The organism is Corynebacterium sp. MSK041, assembly GCF_030232265.1.
Taxonomy (GTDB): domain Bacteria; phylum Actinomycetota; class Actinomycetes; order Mycobacteriales; family Mycobacteriaceae; genus Corynebacterium.
On sequence record NZ_JASPJK010000046.1, the window covers coordinates 1 to 639 of the forward strand.

Below are 639 nucleotides of genomic sequence, written 5' to 3' on the forward strand. Positions count from 1 at the left end.
TGGATCTTCCTCGCAGGCGCCATCTTGTCCGAAGTCGTCGCGACCATGTCGCTACGAGCCTCCGACGGTGGCCGGGTGAAGAAATGGTTCATCGGCGTCATCGCGGGGTATCTCGTGGCGTTCGTCGCCTTAAGTCTCGCCTTGGCCGACGGCATGGCCCTTGGCGTCGCCTACGGCATCTGGGCAGCATCCGGCGTAGCTCTCACCGCGATCCTCGCCCGGGTCATCTTCCACGAACCCCTCACCCGAACCATGGCCCTCGGCATCCTCCTCATCGCCGTCGGAGTTCTCACCGTTGAACTCGGCGCCAACTTGGCGAACTGACGCATTTCCGCAGGTAAACCAGGCAGATTGGTGTGCTGCACCACGAGGCGCACAGACAAAGGCTCCCCAATGAGCGCCTGTGGGCCTAGCGTTGTGGATGTGATCACCTGTGTCGTCCACTACACCATCGACCCCGACCAGATCGCAGCCTTTGAACAGTTCGCCCGCGCTTGGATGCGGCATGTCGACGAACACGGCGGCACCCACCACGGGTACTACCTACCCGCGGAAGGTGTGAGTGACCGTGCGGAATCCCTGTTCAGCTTCCCCAGCCTGGCTGCCTACGAGCAGTACCGCACCTTGTTCGGCACCCAC

Annotated in this window: 2 protein-coding genes; both read left to right on the forward strand. The window is 62.6% G+C overall.

Going from position 1 to position 639, the window contains the following annotated elements; genetic code table 11:
• The coding region (locus QP968_RS11120) for a DMT family transporter (protein ID WP_284856456.1) at nucleotides 1-324 on the forward strand (324 nt) is incomplete at its 5' end.
• Between the two features lie 99 nt (nucleotides 325-423).
• Nucleotides 424-639: NIPSNAP family protein (locus tag QP968_RS11125; RefSeq protein ID WP_284856457.1), on the forward strand; the 216-nt coding region annotated here is incomplete at its 3' end.